Origin of the sequence: Bradyrhizobium sp. CCBAU 53421 (assembly GCF_015291625.1) — a bacterium.
Classification (GTDB): domain Bacteria; phylum Pseudomonadota; class Alphaproteobacteria; order Rhizobiales; family Xanthobacteraceae; genus Bradyrhizobium.
The window spans coordinates 4163879-4178664 of record NZ_CP030047.1 but is presented as its reverse complement, the minus strand read 5'-3'; the positions used below and the strand labels follow the sequence as shown (position 1 = coordinate 4178664).

Annotated in this window: 22 protein-coding genes; 8 read left to right on the top strand and 14 right to left on the bottom strand. The window is 64.8% G+C overall.

Translation table 11 applies throughout. From position 1 onward, the window contains the following. The first annotated feature begins 138 nt into the window (after positions 1-138). From XH92_RS19785 to XH92_RS19760, 6 genes are all read left to right on the top strand, one after another. Positions 139-453: a DUF5658 family protein gene (locus tag XH92_RS19785; protein WP_246788494.1), complete on the top strand. Its 315-nt coding sequence runs from the start codon at positions 139-141 to the stop codon at positions 451-453. A gap of 829 nt (positions 454-1282) precedes the next feature. Further along, entirely contained in the window at positions 1283-1465 is a 183-nt protein-coding gene (locus XH92_RS19780; protein ID WP_194460683.1) for a hypothetical protein, read from the top strand. 87 nt (positions 1466-1552) lie between these two features. Continuing rightward, positions 1553-1750, top strand: coding sequence for a hypothetical protein (locus tag XH92_RS19775; protein ID WP_194460682.1), 198 nt, complete (start codon positions 1553-1555; stop codon positions 1748-1750). A 55-nt stretch (positions 1751-1805) separates the two neighbouring features. Beyond that, entirely contained in the window at positions 1806-2003 is a 198-nt protein-coding gene (locus XH92_RS19770) for a hypothetical protein (RefSeq protein ID WP_194460681.1), read from the top strand. Between the two features lie 122 nt (positions 2004-2125). Then, on the top strand, positions 2126-2344 hold the full coding sequence (locus XH92_RS19765) for a hypothetical protein (protein WP_194460680.1): 219 nt from the start codon (positions 2126-2128) through the stop codon (positions 2342-2344). Between the two features lie 133 nt (positions 2345-2477). Continuing rightward, positions 2478-3014, top strand: coding sequence for a hypothetical protein (locus tag XH92_RS19760; protein WP_194460679.1), 537 nt, complete (start codon positions 2478-2480; stop codon positions 3012-3014). 29 nt (positions 3015-3043) lie between these two features. Here XH92_RS19760 and XH92_RS19755 read toward each other — a convergent pair whose 3' ends face one another. From XH92_RS19755 to XH92_RS19745, 3 genes are all read right to left on the bottom strand, one after another. Continuing rightward, the gene (locus XH92_RS19755) at positions 3044-4201 is read right to left on the bottom strand and encodes a DUF2652 domain-containing protein (protein ID WP_194460678.1); all 1158 of its coding nucleotides are present in this window, start codon (positions 4199-4201) and stop codon (positions 3044-3046) included. 68 nt (positions 4202-4269) lie between these two features. Then, positions 4270-5118 carry an alpha/beta fold hydrolase gene (locus tag XH92_RS19750; RefSeq protein WP_194460677.1) on the bottom strand — a complete coding sequence of 283 codons (849 nt, stop codon included), beginning with the start codon at positions 5116-5118 and terminating at the stop codon, positions 4270-4272. After that, positions 5115-5483, bottom strand: a complete 369-nt coding sequence (locus tag XH92_RS19745) for a hypothetical protein (protein ID WP_246788493.1) — start codon at positions 5481-5483, stop codon at positions 5115-5117. The genes XH92_RS19750 and XH92_RS19745 overlap by 4 nt, the downstream gene beginning before the upstream one ends. 509 nt (positions 5484-5992) lie before the next feature. On the opposite strand from XH92_RS19745, the gene XH92_RS19740 reads away from it, so the two are divergent. Continuing rightward, positions 5993-6244 (top strand): hypothetical protein, encoded by a 252-nt coding sequence (locus XH92_RS19740; protein ID WP_194460676.1) that lies wholly within the window; start codon positions 5993-5995, stop codon positions 6242-6244. A gap of 96 nt (positions 6245-6340) precedes the next feature. On the opposite strand, the gene XH92_RS19735 is transcribed toward XH92_RS19740, so the two are convergent. The 4 genes from XH92_RS19735 to XH92_RS19720 form a co-directional block, all read right to left on the bottom strand. Next, positions 6341-6580 carry a hypothetical protein gene (locus XH92_RS19735; RefSeq protein WP_194460675.1) on the bottom strand — a complete coding sequence of 80 codons (240 nt, stop codon included), beginning with the start codon at positions 6578-6580 and terminating at the stop codon, positions 6341-6343. A gap of 196 nt (positions 6581-6776) precedes the next feature. After that, the gene (locus XH92_RS19730) at positions 6777-7493 is read right to left on the bottom strand and encodes an outer membrane protein (protein ID WP_194460674.1); all 717 of its coding nucleotides are present in this window, start codon (positions 7491-7493) and stop codon (positions 6777-6779) included. 356 nt (positions 7494-7849) lie between these two features. Then, positions 7850-8290, bottom strand: coding sequence for a hypothetical protein (locus tag XH92_RS19725; protein WP_246788492.1), 441 nt, complete (start codon positions 8288-8290; stop codon positions 7850-7852). Between the two features lie 187 nt (positions 8291-8477). Continuing rightward, a complete protein-coding gene (locus tag XH92_RS19720) occupies positions 8478-8813 on the bottom strand; it encodes a His-rich protein BRANT (protein ID WP_194460673.1) in 336 nt (111 codons plus the stop codon). Positions 8814-9100: 287 nt separating this feature from the next. On the opposite strand from XH92_RS19720, the gene XH92_RS19715 reads away from it, so the two are divergent. Further along, positions 9101-9646, top strand: a complete 546-nt coding sequence (locus XH92_RS19715; RefSeq protein ID WP_194460672.1) for a lipopolysaccharide assembly protein LapB — start codon at positions 9101-9103, stop codon at positions 9644-9646. Between the two features lie 188 nt (positions 9647-9834). On the opposite strand, the gene XH92_RS19710 is transcribed toward XH92_RS19715, so the two are convergent. From XH92_RS19710 to XH92_RS19680, 7 genes are all read right to left on the bottom strand, one after another. Further along, a complete protein-coding gene (locus XH92_RS19710; RefSeq protein ID WP_194460671.1) occupies positions 9835-10113 on the bottom strand; it encodes a hypothetical protein in 279 nt (92 codons plus the stop codon). Positions 10114-10291: 178 nt separating this feature from the next. After that, entirely contained in the window at positions 10292-10594 is a 303-nt protein-coding gene (locus tag XH92_RS19705) for a copper-binding protein (RefSeq protein ID WP_194460670.1), read from the bottom strand. Positions 10595-10623: 29 nt separating this feature from the next. Next, positions 10624-11097: a cupredoxin domain-containing protein gene (locus XH92_RS19700; RefSeq protein ID WP_194460669.1), complete on the bottom strand. Its 474-nt coding sequence runs from the start codon at positions 11095-11097 to the stop codon at positions 10624-10626. A gap of 45 nt (positions 11098-11142) precedes the next feature. Further along, positions 11143-12498, bottom strand: a complete 1356-nt coding sequence (locus XH92_RS19695; RefSeq protein ID WP_194460668.1) for a multicopper oxidase family protein — start codon at positions 12496-12498, stop codon at positions 11143-11145. A gap of 12 nt (positions 12499-12510) precedes the next feature. After that, on the bottom strand, positions 12511-13929 hold the full coding sequence (locus XH92_RS19690) for a TolC family protein (protein ID WP_194460667.1): 1419 nt from the start codon (positions 13927-13929) through the stop codon (positions 12511-12513). Positions 13930-13938: 9 nt separating this feature from the next. After that, positions 13939-14157, bottom strand: coding sequence for a hypothetical protein (locus XH92_RS19685; RefSeq protein WP_371818055.1), 219 nt, complete (start codon positions 14155-14157; stop codon positions 13939-13941). A gap of 158 nt (positions 14158-14315) precedes the next feature. Next, positions 14316-14762 (bottom strand): hypothetical protein, encoded by a 447-nt coding sequence (locus XH92_RS19680; RefSeq protein WP_246788491.1) that lies wholly within the window; start codon positions 14760-14762, stop codon positions 14316-14318. Positions 14763-14786 lie beyond the last annotated feature (24 nt).

Sequence of the window (14786 nt, the reverse complement as noted above, 5' to 3'; positions counted from 1 at the left end):
CGAGGGTGCGCCGGTTTGCAGTGCGATTGGCGGGCATAAGGTTCGACCACCAAGTGGCGGAGGCTTGCACTCGCTGAAAATATTCCGCAAAATTGTGGAACTGGGGAGCCACACGCGGATTTCGGGGCAGAAACCGGAATGACGGAAACGCAGTTGCGAGCGAAGACCTCTTTGCTGAAGGCATTGCTGTTGGTCTGTGCCCTGCTGATGGGCTACTCGGATCTCATCACCACCAACGAAATATTGCAGCGGGGAATGGGCGAACTGAACCCGTTCATGTGGCTGACCCAGGCGTGGCTGGGTGAATGGTGGCTGATTGCCAAACTGGGTTTGACCTACCTCGTGATATGGTTGCTTTGGCACGGCAAGAGCGAACGCCAAATGGCTTATGTCGTCGCGCTCATTGCGCTACCGGTCTACAACAATCTGATCATCCTCGCGGGCACCAATTGAGCTGACACCGCGGTCATGCTGGCGAGCCGGCGGCAGCGCCGCTTGGCACGGTTGCCGGGGCCCGACAAAAAGCACGCGCCGTCCAGCCATAAGACTGGCCACGCCTCGTCGCGTGCCTCCTCAATCGGCCGAGATCGACCGTCGACCGCAGCAGCCCCGCCAGCTCGTCGGAGAATACGGCAGCTCCGAATATGGCGAGGCGGGCTTCGGCGCCGGCGAACTGGCCGGAGCACGGTTCTTCGATGCAGCTGCCGACGCAGTTCGCTCCTGCAAATCTCCAGATGATCCCGTGAATGCCGAACGTCCTGCGGCCGGAGTTGCCTTCAAACCGAAGTGCCTGGGCATCGCGTCCTCCATCAGATCGTCGCGGCTTGAGCCGAGTGTTGTCCCCAAGCCGAGCACGGACTTGCGATTCAATCAAAGTCCCTCACTTGGCTTACCCACAACGTACAGAGGGAGCCGTAGTCTCCCGGTGCTCAGCCGCGTTCATTCAAGTAGAACGAGGGCGTGCGCCAAATCAGTCGCTGCCGGACACGCGCGACGGCTTCGATCATCACGGTGCAGCCTGCGGCAATTGCACGCCAGAATTTGTTGAGCGAATTGCGAACCCTTTTTTGCAGCCGCTCTTGCTCTCCTACTCCCGCTCAATGCAGCCAGCCAGTTCGGCCGCGCGGTCGCATGCCGTGCCGCTTCCGACAAACGGAATCCGGACTGCCCCGCCGCCTGGCAGGAATGGTGGGAGCATCCCCGTAGGATCACCCATCCCTGCCTTGTTTCTGTCCTTGCGGCCCAAAATGAGGTATGCAGAATGCGGGGTGGGACTCAGCCAATGACCTATTTGATCCTTGCCCGGGATGGCACCAGTCAGATCGTGCTGAAGCGCGACAGCGAAGACGCGGCCGAGAAGAAGGCGCGCGAGCTGAAGGAGATGGGTTGGTTCGAGGTCGAGGTCCGCGAGGACAAGGCCGGCAACCCGGCCACGCTGGCCGGTCGGGCAAACACCCTTCAATAACGCTTCCCTTCAGTGACGCCTTCGCTTCAATGACGTCTTGATGAACCTTTGCCGGGTGGCCCTTACACATGTGTGAGGAGCCCGCGAATGTCCGACACAGCCCATTATCGCTTCCAGTCCGATCAGGCGCGACGGCTGGCCCGCCAGGTCACCGACGCCGCGGTGCGTGAAAAACTGCTCGAAATGGCCGACGAGTATGGTCGCTACGCCGACCTGATCGAGGCCCGCAGCGCCGAACCGGCGCCGATCCAGGCAGCAGCAGCTCGCCCAGCAGCAGCTCACTAAAACAGCCCGATCCGCTCCCCCGCCGGGGCCGGACACTCAGTTGCAAGGAATGCGCTTGGAAGCGCTCGACGGCATCCTTTATTTGCTCGCATCGATCCTGGGTTTGCCGGTACGCCGGTTCGGCCGATGGCTGGATCGGCAACCGCATCGCGACCCGTCGCAGATCTCGACCCTGCACAAGATCGGCCGCCTGGCGCTCGGCTGCGCCATCACCGCCGCGATCCTGATCCCGCTGGGCCGGCTCATCTTCTGATCGGGTCGCCCTGGGGTCCCTGCCGCTCCTGACGCAGCACCTTAACGTTGGGGCCCGATCGCCGCGAAAACGCCTGAGGATTCGTTCGGAACATTATGCCCCCTCACGCGATTTTCCCTCGCATGAGGGTACGCGAGACCAACCGCAATTTGCTCCTTCTGGGCAGCTTCACGCTGCTCAGCGTGGCCGCGGCCGGCATCGTTGCCCTGCTCGATCCGGCGCCCGCGCCGGCCAGCGCGGTGTCCCGGCCGGCCGCGAATCAGGCGCCGATCGCCAGTCAGGCACCGGTCCGGATCGTCGGTACCCCGTTCGTCCCGAACACCAATCCCCGCCAGCGCTGACCGTCCTCGCGCCCTGGCGCGTCACAATTTTGTCACCGCGCCTGTAAAACAGGCGTCTTCGTCAACCATCATGATGGCCAGTGCTTGATTCCGTGGGGTTGCTCTGCTGCAATCCGCGCGTTCAAGGTGCGCCATGAAGTGGATGAAGGAACGCGATCTCCTGATCGCGCAGACAATGGCTTTCGTACAGTCGGTGAAGGGCAAGCTGCCCGACGCCGAGCTGCCGGCGCCCGCCCCGCGGACCGCCGCGGCACCGGTACCTGCCCCGCAGCCCGCGAACCCAGCGGCGGAGGCCGAGGCCAAGCCCACCTTGGACGACAAGGCCCTCCTGGAGATCAAGGCCGCGCTGGAGATCAAGCCGGCGGCCGAGACCCGGATGGTCATGCCGCCGCCGCTTCCGGTGCCGACCGTGCTCGAGGGCTTGCCCCCCGCGCCGCCGCCCTTGACGGTGACCGTCGTCGAAGTCCCGCCGCCGCCGGCACAGCCGCCGCAATTCGCCAAGCTCGACATCAGCGGCGACTTCGGATCCGAGGTGCGTGAACGGGTGGCCAATTTCCGCGCGCAGCAGCAGCGCTTCCTGAAGGAGCGCGAGGAATATTGCACGACGACCATGGCCAAGGTCCGCGCCGCGATCCGCGACAACAGCGAGCTGCCGCGCTCCGGCAAGTAACCGGCGCCCCTTCTCCAAACCTATGAGCCTCAGCTCCGCGCTTCGGATTTCACCGGTTCGGTCAGGAAGCGTCCGCTCGAGCGCGCCGGCTCCGGCTCTTCCATGGCGTCAACGCCGGGCTGCTTGCCTTCCGCCATTGATCGCAGGCCAGCCATCGCCTGGGTCATGCGTTCGGCGAATTTGGCCGCGGCGCCATCGAGGAACGCCCTGTCCTTCGGCTTCGGCTTGGCGATCCGCAACTCGAAACGGGACGTTCCGTCCGGGCCGTCCAGCACGGCCCGGGTCATGATGATGCGCGGCGCTCCGGGCACCGGCAGCGTGATGCCGACGGTGAAGTAATCGACCGGACGCCAGTCGAGCGTCTCCTCGACGTTGGTATGGTTGCCGTGCGCGCAATGATTTTTGGTGCCGACACCGCGCCGCCCCTTGCCCGACTCCTCGACGATGTCGTCGGCGTCCCACCATTTCCGCCATTGTCCGGGCACGGTGATGAACTCCCACACCGTCTGCCGCGGCGCGGCGATATCAAACTCCAGGATGGCGTAGGCGTCCTCGCGCGTCACCTCCATCCGCGTTTGCGCGTCGTCGTGCTGCCACGCCGCTTCGAGATCGCGCGCCCACAGCGTGACGTCGCCGATGACGTCGATGGTTTCCTGATGCGGGATGAGACCTTGCGCCACCGGATCGACGCCCATGGCACGGATCGCCGCGTCGCTGTAGAGCGCGTAGGCGCGCCCGCCGAGCTTCTCGCTGACCGTGTTCTTGAGCAGCCGGTGGACCAGGATGACGTCGCGTCCGGCGAGCTCTTCCCGGCCGCCCATCTTCTGCTTCACCATCTCGCCGTGATGGATGACGAACTTGAAATCGAGATCGCCCATCGCGACGCAGGCCTTGCACTCGCAGGTCGAGGCCTGGCGAATGTCGCGCAGGCGCCGGCGGAATTTGAAATAGGCGCCCTCGATCGCGTCCTGCAGCAGCGAGCCGTCGATTGTCCCGGTCGAGTAGACGAACGCGGCGTCGCCCTCGAACTTGGCGAGGCGAAACGGCGGGCGCAGCCCTTTCACCACCACGTCCATGAAATCGGCGATGATATCCTGCGCGTGGTCGAGCTCGACCGCCGCGAGGAAGTTGGTATAGCCGGAGATGTCGGCAATTGCGAAATATGCCGCTTCAGCCTTCGGAAGCATGGAGACCTCCTGCGCAAACCTTTCGTGCCGCAGTCTGTCATACCGCAACGCCCGAGGTCGAGGGCGGTTTAGCCGCCGCCGATCTCCTCCAGCACCGGCAGCAGGTGCTTCAAGAACTCGCTTGGGTTCTCGCTCATCGGGAAATGCCCGAGGCCTTTCATGATGGCGGCCCTGGCTCCGGCAATGCTGTTCGCGACCGCCAGAGTCTCCTCCGGCGTGCAGGAATAATCATACTCGCCCGACAGCAGGAACAGCGGGCAGCGCCTTGTGTCGATCTCGGCGACGCGGGCGCGGATATCGCCGTCGATCTTGTAGAAATAGAGGTCGCCCTTGAACACGCCGGGGCCGCCCTGCATGTAGTGCCACAGCGTCTCCCACTTCTCCTTGTCGGGCGCGTCGGGCCCGACCAGACCCGAGACGATGGCGGCCGCGACCTCGCCGCCATGCACGTCCGGGCGGTGCAGGAAGTTTAGGTCGTAATAGGGATCGACATGCGCGCCGGCCTGCAGGCCGATGATGGCGCGGAAGCGCTCCGGATGCTCGAGCGCCAGATGCAGCGCGATCCGGCCGCCGATCGAGCAGCCCATCACGATCGGCTTGTCGAGGTCGAGCGCCTCGATCACGGCGAGGATCATGGCGGCGTATTGCGCGGAGGTGAGTTGGTACTCCTCGTCGTGCCAGCCTTGGGGCGGCGACGACTTGCCGTGCCAGGGCATGTCGAAGGCGATGACGCGATGGTTGCGGGTGACACGCTCCTCGTTCATCAGGCCGCGATATTGCCGCCCGTCGGCGCCGGCGGTGTGCAGGCAGAGCAGCGGCGTGCCCTCGCCCGCCTCCTCGACATAGACGCGGTGCGGCCGGCCGAACAGTTCGAGGTGCATGTAGCGGCCGACGATCGGCTCGAATTTGGCGCTCATGCGGCCGCTCCCTCGCGGCGCAGCTTGCCGAGCGCCTCCTTGAAGTAACGCAGGTTGGCCATGAAGATCTGAAGCTCGCCCTCGGCCTTCAGCACGCGGCGCTTGATCAGCGCCATCAGGTCGTTGGAGCCCGGCGGCGGCCGCTTCTCGCAGAACTTGTCCCACTCCTCATCCGAGGTGCGCAGCGCGAAGGACGACGACGGCATCACGAACGGGCCCTTGGTGATCGCCACGATCCGGCCCTCATGGATCGCGATCAGCCAGGCGGTTTTGCCGATCTCGAGCAGGAAGGTCGTGGTGAGATAGCGGCCGCGCCGCACCAGGTCGGCGTCGCCATTGACCCGTTCCTTCAGCGTTTCGATCATATCGCCTCCCCCGGATCGCAGCCCGTCCGCGCTGGCCGCGGCGGGCACTTGTTCTGCCGGCAATGATGGAAGGCAATCATGGAAGGAACGGCTGGGCCGTCAATCGCTACCGGCGTGGCGCGGCCACGGCGTTTTCGCCCGGGCCGCTACATACGGATTTTGGCTGAAGCCAGATTTCCCTAAAGCCAGGACCAGACCAGCGCCACGTTTGCGGCGCAGGCCGCCAGCAGCACAACCGCAAGCGCGAGCTGCACGCGTTCGTAGGGGGGCTGGTGGATCGCTCTCATGGCTCGGAGCATCCGGCGATTCTACCCGGGGAGTCCCGGGGATTCTTTTTTCCGGGGTTTACCGGTCATTAAGGACTCAGGCCCCGCCGGCGAAAGGCCCGAAATGACTCATATTTTCAGATGCTTGCCGTATCTTCGCTCACGGTTCCGTGATCGGAACAGCGCTCGCGCCTGAAACCCGGGACGGGCCTTGGCGTTGTCGGTTGTTTGGGGAAACGACGAATGCCGTACGCGCTGTTCTATCAAGACGCCAGGCTGAGCAAGGCCTACCCGACCGAGGCCGATGTCTGGAAGCTCGCCCGGAAATCGGGCCTGGTGGTGGATACCGTCTCCGAGGAGGAGAAGTCCGCGCCCCGCCCGGTGCTGGACAATGACTACGAGATCCGGCCCTGCCAGCTCGACCCGAACGAGGACCCGGTCAAGAACAAGGCTGATGCCGATCGCGAAGCGCGCCAAGAACCGCGGCTGAACTAGCCGCGGTTGAATTAGCTGAAGTTGAACTGAAGGACGACCGGTCGTCCGGTGCGCTAGGGCGGACCGGATAGCTTGGTGCGGGGCGTCGTGTCGCCCTTACGGCGTCGCCGTCGCCAGCGACGCCTGTTCGGCGGCGAGCGAGACGCAGATTTTCCGCCGATGCAGACCGCGGATCGACCCGGTCACCTTGAGCACCTTGCCGGCGGTGCAGGAGGCGTCCTGCACGAACACGACCTCGTAAGGCGCAAGTGCCAAGGGTTCGGATTTGAGGATGGTCTGGGCAAGGCACGGCACGGAGACCGCAGAGATGATCAGCCCTAACGCAAAGCTACGCATGTTTGTTTGTCCACCAGCCCGGCGATCCCACAATAGCGCATCACGATGAAAGTTCCGTGCAATGCAGGAATTATTTTTTGCATTGCACGATCAGGCCTGAACATCGGGTGAATGCGGGGGCGCCGGCGCGCGGCAGGCCAACAAAAAAGGCCGACCCGAAGGCCGGCCTTTCGATCCCGGTGATACCGAGACGTGATCAGTAGCGGGAGCCCACCGGACCGCCCCAGCCGAAGCGGTAGTTGACCCCGAGCTTGACGGTGTGTTCGTCGTTCCGGAAGTTCGCGCCGACAATGTCGGCCGGACCGCTGGTGAAGGTGGTCTTGCCGAAATTGTAGTACTGGTACTCGGCCTTCGCCGACCAGTTCGGGGCGAACATGTATTCGAGGCCCGCGCCGACCGTGTAGCCGTCCTTGTGACCGCCATCGGTGGTGAAGGCCGCCGGCACGCCGCCGACCGACGCCGTGATGTTGTTGTTGTCGCGCCAGGCGTAACCGCCCTTGGCGTAGAGCAGCGCCGGACCCCAGGTGTAGCCGAGGCGGCCGGTCACCGAACCGAGCTGGTCGGTATTGCCGGTCACGACCGTTCCGGCCGGGAACACCAGACCGTTGTTCGTGGAGCTCGGCAGCCAGGAGTACTGCGCCTCGATACCCATCACCCAGTTGGGCGCGAACTGATAGTCGAAGCCGCCCTGCACGCCACCCATGAAGCGCGCATCGCTGCCCATCAAATTATTGCCGTCGGTGAACGCGCCGCCGACATGGCCGCCGATATAGAAACCGGTCCAGTTGTAGACCAGTGCCGGGGCGGTATAGGGCGGCGGTGCCTTGGTATAGGTGCGGGCCGGCATGTCAGCCGCAAATGCCGGGCCCGCAAGGGCGGCCAGCGCGACTGTGCCGAGCAAAAACTTCTTCATCTTCGGTCCCCGTTACTAACGCTGCGCTGTTAAGCCAAACAACGTGACGCCAATTAGGTTGCTTTGGGGCAATGCCTGACCTGTGATGTTTCCGTGCTGTGACGGGGTCGCAACAACGCCCGTTTGTTCCCTGGCACAGAAGGTTTTTTCACCGGTTAAGCAGCCGTATTTCGGCTGTATGTAAGTCGCAAACGGCTAAGGTGAAGTTCAGTGCTCCGCGAAAAGTGATCGGAGTTCGCTAAGGATCCGGTCAGGCTTGCGACAAGCCGCCGCGGCTAATAGCGGGCAAGATCTCCGCGCAAACGCTACGCGTTTGTCGCGAGGGAAAACCGCTTCACTCTTTTCCGGATCATGCCCTAGCGCGACATCTTTTCCAGTTCCGGAAATGCCGCGTAGGACGCGCCGGCGCAGGCCTCGGCGGCATTGTCGAGGATGCGGTCGAGCCGGCCGTCGACGAACAGGACGCCGCGCTCCCGGGCCGGGCGGTAAGTGCCATCGGTCTCCTTGGCGCTGTAGCGCAGGCAGACCACATAGCGCAGCCGGCCGCCGATCGTGCGCTGCGCCGGATCGGCGATGGCCCCCTCGCGCACCCCGACCGGATTGTTCAGGTAGGTCCGCATGAAGGCCAGGATCTGGTCGCGGTACCGGTCCGGAAAGGGCTGGTTGGCGACGCCGCGATCATCGGTGAACGTGGTCGAGCTGCCGCCGTCATCGCTGGTGAGGCAGCCGGCAAGCGGAATCGAGAGCAGCAGGATTGCCGCCAGTCTGGATGAAGTCCGCAAAGTCAGCTGTTTCATGTTGCCCCGGTGCCGTCTCATAAACCGCCAGGCGGGGAATTCGCAACTCGGTTGTTCCCGCCCGGACGCACTCCGGCCCGCCGCCATTGGGGAAGCAATGGACGGACGGGCCGGTTCTGCATCCCAACGGCGCAGCGGGGCAATGTGGATCGAACTACGCCGCTCGGATCAGGTTCAGCCGCGCTGATCAGCCACGCTTGGCCGGCACGACGTGCTTGGTCGCGACCTTGGCGTGGACGTGCTTGGTCACGTGCTTCGGCGCCTTCACCTTCAGCATGCCCATGTGCTTGTGGTGGCGGTGATGGCTATAGTGCTTGTGGTGCATCTTGGCGTTGGCGTTGCGCACCTTCGACGGCACCTGCTCGCTCTTGATGACGGGAGCGGCCTTGGTCGCCGGGGCGGTCGTTGCCGGGGCGGTCGTGGTCGCCGGCGCGGGCGCAGCAGTCTTGCCGGTTTCGGCGGCGAGCGCGGGCGCTGCGATCACGGACATGGCGAGCAGCGCGGCGGAAATGGTCTTCAGCATGGTGGTCCTCCTCTTCGGGATCGAGAGGTCTCCGGCCGGATGGTCGGCCTCACCGATCAATGCACGTGACCTTAGGGGCCGCGCACTGAACCCGTTCTGAAGGGCATGGACGGAATTCATTCATGTGAATGACATCTTGGTCATGTTGCCTGACGCTGCGGGTCAATTGCAGGGATCACGCAATCGTGGGATCGGCCGGGAATGTTCTGCACCCCTGGGTGTTCAAGTCATCGGGCCTCGGTGTAGGATTGCCGAGCACGATCATGAACGATCAGGAGCAACCAGGAATGAGCAGGACGACGAAGATTTTGGGCCTCGCAGTGCTCTCGATGACGCTCGCCGCCGGGCCGGTCATCTCGGCCTACGCCGCAGGCGGCGAAAATCCCGCCCCGCCGGCTTCCGACAGCGGCAGCAAGGGCAAGAAGGCGAAGAAGGACAAGAGCTCCGCGATCGACGATCAGAAGTTCCTGGCCGGCTATCACGCCGCCTATGCCACGATCTACGACAAGCACGACTACACCGCCGCGATCGAGCAGCTGAAGGCGCTCGGGCAGGACGACCGTGCCGACGTCGCCAACCTGATCGGATACTCCTATCGCAAGCTCGGCGACTACAAGGTCTCGCAGATCTGGTACGAGCGCGCGCTGAAGGCCGACCCGGCCCATGTGCGCACCTGGCAGTATTACGGGCTCTGGCAGGTCGAACAGGGCAACCGCGATCAGGCGCAGTACCACCTGAACCGCATCGCCCAGCTCGCCGGCACCAACAGCGACGAATATCGCTCGCTCGCCGCGGCGCTGGAGAAGCCCCCGGGCACCGGCCTGGTTTACTGAGCTAGGCAACCGTTCAAAACATCAAGCCGGCGCGGTCACAGGACCCGCCGGCTTTTTGCTGTGCCGTAGGATGGGTGGATCGCAGCCTAGAGCCTCTCCCGTTCCGATTGAATCGGAACGGGGCTCTAGATTCTTGTTTTGACGCGTTTTCTTGACGCGAACCGGTATCCACTTCGCTCGAAAACGCTCTAAGGGTAATGCTCGAGACGCCGGTCGGGCTTTTGCGGACGGCTCACCCCGACCGTATTGCCGCCAGCGCCATCCCCAGGCTTCGCCGGCCGCGCGGCCTTCTCGATCGGCGGGCCGCTGTCGCCGGTCTTCTTGCTGGTGTTCATCGCCTGGCCGGTGGTGGTGACATTGGCGGCCTGCCCGGCGCCCGCCGAGCCGGCCGACGGACCGGAGCTCTGCGCCAACACGGTTCCCGACAGCACCAATGCCGCCATCAGTATCGCCGCGTTGACTGTCATGGAGGGGGCCTTCTGCACACGAATGATGCACAGCAACGCACCGCCGCCACGGACGTTCCCCCGGCGCCATCATTTAAGGTAAATGCGTGGCGAAATTCCCGCACCCGCGCTTGCTGGGGCTGCCGGCTCCATCTCAGCCGACAGCCCATCGTGCGTGGAGCGGCGATAAGCCTGTCGCTCACTTCGCCTTCTGGATCGCCGTGACGGTATAGCCGCCGTCGCCCTCCTGGGCTTCGAACCTGACCTTGTCGCCGACCTTGACCTGCTTCAGCAGCGCGGGATCCTTGACGCGGTAGACCATCGTCATCGGCTCATCCATGCCAAGGCTCTTGGCCGGGCCGTGCTTGAGCGTGATCTTGCCCGCGCCCTCGTCGATCTTCTTGACCTCGCCGTTGATGGCCGCGGCCTGGGCCAGCGCGCCGCCAAATGTCAGCGCCAGCGCGAGCGTGGCGCCGCGTGCGGTCCGGATCATCCTGTTCATCGTCGTCGTCCTTTCTTTTGTTGCTGAATTCATTTCACGATGACGCGGCCGGTCATCCCGTAGTCGCGGTGATCGGGGATCAGGCAGGAATATTCGAATGTTCCGGCCTTGGTGAACTTCCAGACGATCTCCGCGGTCTTCTTCGGCGCGAGGCGGACGCCGTTCGGATCGTCATGCTCCATATGCGGATGCTTCTTCATCACTTCGGCATGCTTCAGATTCTCCTCGGTGGTCGCGAGCAGGAATTCGTGATCCTCGGTGCCGGCATTCTTGATCACGAAGCGGATCTGTTCGCCGCGCTTGACCTCGATGCGGAACGGCGTGAACTCCATCTCCTTCATCTCGACCTCGACCGTGCGCGACGGCTTGCTCGGGTCGCCGGGCTCGCCGGCCGAAAAGGATTGGTGCGCGTGTTTTTCGTGACCGCGCGACGGCGCGGCGGTAACCGACAGCGCGACGAGCGCGATGCCGATCGTGGTGAGGTGCTTCACTGGATTCTCCATTCTGTGTTTTGATAACTGCGTGTCGTTGGATGGCGCGTCGATCCGCTACATCTTCATTCCCTTCATCGATGGCTTGGATTTCGGCTCGGGCGCGGCCGACGGCTGACGCGCGGGCTCGGCCGCGGGCGCCTCGACCTCATAGGCGACGGTGCCCGGCGGATAATTGTAGGGACCCGGATCGGCGTAATCGTCGCGGCCGAGCCCCTCGCGGATCTTCATGACCGTGAACATGCCGCCCATCTCGATCGGGCCGAATTGCCCGGTCCCGGTCATCATCGGCAGCGTGTTGTCGGGCGCCGGCATCTCCATGTTGCCCATCGCCATGCCGGTCGATCCCATCACCATGGCGTCGGGCGCGAGCTTGCCGACCGCCTTCGCCAGATCCTTTCGCGACACGCCGATGAAATTGCGCACGTCGTGGCCCATCGCGTTCATGGTGTGGTGCGACTTGTGGCAGTGGAACGCCCAGTCGCCGGGATTGTCGGCGAGCATGTCGAACGCCCTGACGGCGCCGACCGGCACGTCGGTCGTGGTCTCCGGATATTGCGCACTCTGCGGCACCCAGCCGCCGTCGGTGCAGGTCACCGCGAAATTGTGCCCGTGCACGTGGATCGGATGGTTGGTCATGGTCAGGTTGCCGATCCGCACGCGGATCCTGTCGCCGAGCCGGATCGGCATCGGATCGATGCCGGGATAGACCCGGCTGTTCCAGGTCCACATGTTGAAGTCGGTCATCTCGTTGACCTTCGGCAGATAGGTGCCGGGATCGATGAGGTAGCTGCTCATGATGAAGACGAAGTCGCGGTCGACCGGACGAAATGCAGGATCGCGCGGATGCACGATGAACATGCCCATCATGCCCATCGCCATCTGCACCATCTCGTCGGAGTGCGGGTGGTACATGAAGGTGCCGCTGTGCTTCATCTCGAACTCGTAGACGAAGGTCTTGCCCGGCTTGATGTGCGGCTGGTTGAGGCCGCCGACGCCGTCCATGCCTGATGGCACGATCATGCCGTGCCAGTGCACCGTGGTATGTTCAGGCAATTTGTTGGTGACGAAGATGCGGACCTTGTCGCCCTCGACCGCCTCGATGGTCGGTCCCGGCGCCTGGCCGTTGTAGCCCCAGAGATTGGCCTTCATGCCGTCGGCGAATTCGCGCACCACGGGTTCGGCGACGAGATGGAATTCCTTCCAGTCGCCGTTCATCCGCCACGGCAGCGACCAGCCGTTGAGCGTCACCACGGGCCGGTAGTCGGGCCCGCTCGACGGATGCAGCGGCGGCTGCATCACCGCCTTGTCCATGGTCGGCGCTTCCGGAATGGCCGCGGCCTGCACGCGGCCGCTGACCGCGCTTGCCGTAACCAGCGCGGCGCTCCCAAGAAATCCTCGACGTGAAAACATCTACGTCTCCTCTCAATGATCGCCGGCCGCAGGCGCGGCCGAGGCTGTGGCGGATGGAGTCGACGGCGCGGCCGACGCGCCGCCCCCGTTGATCGCGGTCTGCAGGTCGGACTGCGCCAGCCAGAAGTCGCGTCTGGCGTCGATCGCCGCGCGCAGCGAGCCGAGCCGCTGCCGCGCTTCGGTCAGCAGCGCGAACACGTCGACCTGCATGCTGGAGAAGCGCAGCTGCATCTCCTCGGTGATGATCTGCCGCAGCGGCAGCACCTCGCGCTGGTAGTGGCTGGCGATGTCGTAGGTCGAGCGGTAGACGCGGTAGGCGTCGCGCGCCTCGGAGCGGACGTTGATCGCCTTTTCGGTCAGGCGGTTCATCGCCTGCCGGTAGGTTTCCGCCGCCTGCCGCACCCGCACCTCGCCGCCGTCGAAGATCGGAATCTGGAACTGGACGTCGAAGCCGCGCTCCTTGAATGGCGGGCCTTCCGGATCGCGCGTCCGCCTGTCGATGCCGGCGACGTCGAGCAGCGTGACGAAGCGCGTCGCCTCGGTGAGATCGACCGCCTTGGCGAGGGCTGTGATCTCCATCCGCGCGATCTGCAGATCGACGCGGTGACCGACCGCGGCGACCTCGATCGACGGCTGTTCCAGCGGCCGCTTCGGCAGCGATGGCAACTTGCCGGGAATCCGGAAGCCGAGATCGCCGTCCCACAATCCCAAGAGACGCGCCAGCCGCTCGCGCGCGCTCGCCGCGTTCTGCCGCGCGCTGGCGAGGTCAGCGGTGATCTCGGCATAGAACACCTGCTCGCGGGCCTGGTCGAGCTTGTTCATGCCACCGGTCTCGCCGAGCTTTTTTGCAAGTTGCGCGGTCGACTCGGCGGTCGCCTTCGCGTCCGTCAGCAGCGCGACGGTCTCGTTCGCAGCGACCGCGGCGACATGGCTGCGCCGCACCTCGGCGGCGAGCCGCAGGGTGGCGAGCGCCGCCTTCAGCTGCGCCTGGCGGAAGCGCTCGCGCGCGATCTCGGAGCGCGCCGGCAAGGTCGCCAGCGCCAGAATGTCGCCGACGACCTGCCGCTCGACCTCGCTGGCACCGTTGCCGGTGATGCGCGAGACCGAGAAGGTCGGGTTCGGCGGCAGGCTGTCGGCGACGAGATCGGTCTCCGCCAGCGCCAGCTCGTTGTAGGCGGCCTGCAAGCCCTTGTTGTTCAAGAGCGCGACCTGGACGGCGGCATCCGCGGTCAAATTGCGCGCGAGCAGCCGCTTCACCGCGGCGTCGGCAGTCGCGGCCTCGTCCGCCGAGCGAACGAAGGCAACGTCCTTGCCGATCGCCTGCTCGGTTACCTCGGAGACCACGCCCATGCCGCTGTCGGGCGAGAACGAAGCGCATCCCGCGAGCGCGGATGTCAGCAGCAGGATCGGCACAATGGCCAGATGTCGCATGGCGCCCTCCTACCGGTCCGATTTGGGCGGCGGCGTCACGCCGTCATTACGCTCGCGCCACGGCAGCGGGGTCGCAGGACGCAGGCTGCTGTAGGGCGCGATGGTCGAGCGATAGCCGACGCCGGCCGTGCGCGCCGACGGATTTGCCGGATCACTCGCGACCGCGAGCGGCCGGCCGTCGGCCATGCAGCCGGCGAGCGGCGCGGCCGCGAGGATAGCGGCGGCCATCCGCGACACGAATGTGGGTGGCGCGCGCCGGCCACGCCGTGTAGCCACGGCGGCGAGCCTCGCCCCGAAATGCGAAAACATGGGTTTGTCCCGATCGTCAGATGAACGACAGGCATGCGCGCGCGAGCGCGCGGCGCAGCCACGATGTCAGCCGAGGATCAGGCGATGGGGGGACGATAGAGCCGCGCCGGCGCCTCGCTGCGCAAGCTCTGGAAGGCTTCAGTGAGACGGGTCGCGATCGGGTGCAAGGGGCCGGCGACAAGCGGAAGATCGGCCGGCAGCGCCGACACGCACATCATCGTACAGCACGGCCCCGGCGCGGTCTTGCCGTCGTGGCTGTGCTTGACCGGCGGTGCAGCGCCATCGGCGGCGTGATGCATCTGCATGCCGCCGTGATCGTGGCCGGCATGATCGTGCGCGGCGCCATCGGCATGCATCATCGCGGCATCATGCACGTGCATCGCGGTGGATGGCTGAACCTCATCGGTCAGGCACGGAAACGGTGCCCCGAACGCAAGCGCTATGGACGGCGCGAGCACGCAGAACAGATAGGCCAGGATGATGGAACATCCCGCCCGCACCCGCCCTGACCTGCTCAGTCCCACCAACACGCGCCCGATCGCTCCGAA

Bases quoted from the DNA above. Each gene is read 5' to 3' on its own strand.
- XH92_RS19785 (WP_246788494.1), top strand. From the start codon at position 139: ATGACGGAAACGCAGTTGCGAGCGAAGACCTCTTTGCTGAAGGCATTG.
- XH92_RS19780 (WP_194460683.1), top strand. From the start codon at position 1,283: ATGACCTATTTGATCCTTGCCCGGGATGGCACCAGTCAGATCGTGCTG.
- XH92_RS19775 (WP_194460682.1), top strand. From the start codon at position 1,553: ATGTCCGACACAGCCCATTATCGCTTCCAGTCCGATCAGGCGCGACGG.
- XH92_RS19765 (WP_194460680.1), top strand. From the start codon at position 2,126: ATGAGGGTACGCGAGACCAACCGCAATTTGCTCCTTCTGGGCAGCTTC.
- XH92_RS19760 (WP_194460679.1), top strand. From the start codon at position 2,478: ATGAAGTGGATGAAGGAACGCGATCTCCTGATCGCGCAGACAATGGCT.
- XH92_RS19755 (WP_194460678.1), bottom strand. From the start codon at position 4,201: ATGCTTCCGAAGGCTGAAGCGGCATATTTCGCAATTGCCGACATCTCC.
- XH92_RS19750 (WP_194460677.1), bottom strand. From the start codon at position 5,118: ATGAGCGCCAAATTCGAGCCGATCGTCGGCCGCTACATGCACCTCGAA.
- XH92_RS19745 (WP_246788493.1), bottom strand. From the start codon at position 5,483: ATGATCGAAACGCTGAAGGAACGGGTCAATGGCGACGCCGACCTGGTG.
- XH92_RS19740 (WP_194460676.1), top strand. From the start codon at position 5,993: ATGCCGTACGCGCTGTTCTATCAAGACGCCAGGCTGAGCAAGGCCTAC.
- XH92_RS19735 (WP_194460675.1), bottom strand. From the start codon at position 6,580: ATGCGTAGCTTTGCGTTAGGGCTGATCATCTCTGCGGTCTCCGTGCCG.
- XH92_RS19730 (WP_194460674.1), bottom strand. From the start codon at position 7,493: ATGAAGAAGTTTTTGCTCGGCACAGTCGCGCTGGCCGCCCTTGCGGGC.
- XH92_RS19725 (WP_246788492.1), bottom strand. From the start codon at position 8,290: ATGAAACAGCTGACTTTGCGGACTTCATCCAGACTGGCGGCAATCCTG.
- XH92_RS19720 (WP_194460673.1), bottom strand. From the start codon at position 8,813: ATGCTGAAGACCATTTCCGCCGCGCTGCTCGCCATGTCCGTGATCGCA.
- XH92_RS19715 (WP_194460672.1), top strand. From the start codon at position 9,101: ATGAGCAGGACGACGAAGATTTTGGGCCTCGCAGTGCTCTCGATGACG.
- XH92_RS19710 (WP_194460671.1), bottom strand. From the start codon at position 10,113: ATGACAGTCAACGCGGCGATACTGATGGCGGCATTGGTGCTGTCGGGA.
- XH92_RS19705 (WP_194460670.1), bottom strand. From the start codon at position 10,594: ATGAACAGGATGATCCGGACCGCACGCGGCGCCACGCTCGCGCTGGCG.
- XH92_RS19700 (WP_194460669.1), bottom strand. From the start codon at position 11,097: ATGGAGAATCCAGTGAAGCACCTCACCACGATCGGCATCGCGCTCGTC.
- XH92_RS19695 (WP_194460668.1), bottom strand. From the start codon at position 12,498: ATGTTTTCACGTCGAGGATTTCTTGGGAGCGCCGCGCTGGTTACGGCA.
- XH92_RS19690 (WP_194460667.1), bottom strand. From the start codon at position 13,929: ATGCGACATCTGGCCATTGTGCCGATCCTGCTGCTGACATCCGCGCTC.
- XH92_RS19685 (WP_371818055.1), bottom strand. From the start codon at position 14,157: ATGGCCGCCGCTATCCTCGCGGCCGCGCCGCTCGCCGGCTGCATGGCC.